Source organism: Bowmanella dokdonensis, assembly GCF_017254865.1.
In the GTDB taxonomy this organism is placed as follows: domain Bacteria; phylum Pseudomonadota; class Gammaproteobacteria; order Enterobacterales; family Alteromonadaceae; genus Bowmanella; species Bowmanella dokdonensis.
In genome coordinates, this window is the sequence record NZ_JAFKCV010000277.1 from 1 (window position 1) to 312 (window position 312).

The 312-nt window shown below is 44.6% G+C and carries 1 protein-coding gene; it reads right to left on the reverse strand.

Features of this window, described 5'->3' with window-relative positions; translation table 11 throughout:
- Window positions 1–110: 110 nt before the first annotated feature.
- Window positions 111–312: LPS export ABC transporter periplasmic protein LptC (gene lptC / locus J0A66_RS22565; protein ID WP_206576051.1), on the reverse strand; the 202-nt coding region annotated here is incomplete at its 5' end.

Consider the following 312-nt stretch of genomic DNA (forward strand, 5'->3'; position numbering starts at 1 on the left):
TACCGTCACCAGACTGGAACTTAGAGGCTACCCGGATGGGTTCATTAAAGTCCTGATTGATGGCATTAGCTGATGCGCTCAGCAGCAGGGCGGCCAGCAGCAGGTTGAATTTAGTTGTCTTTGCCATAGATGGTCTCTACATGATCCAGTAATTCAAATTGTTTGCTATTCATATCAGCACTAAAACCATTGCCGCGAATGGTGTAATTAACCCCTAAGATGGTAACGGGTTGGTCTGAATGCATGGTTTTGTTGTTCAGATCGATTTCAATAAAGCTGGTATTGATGGTTTGCCATACACCGTCTTCACTG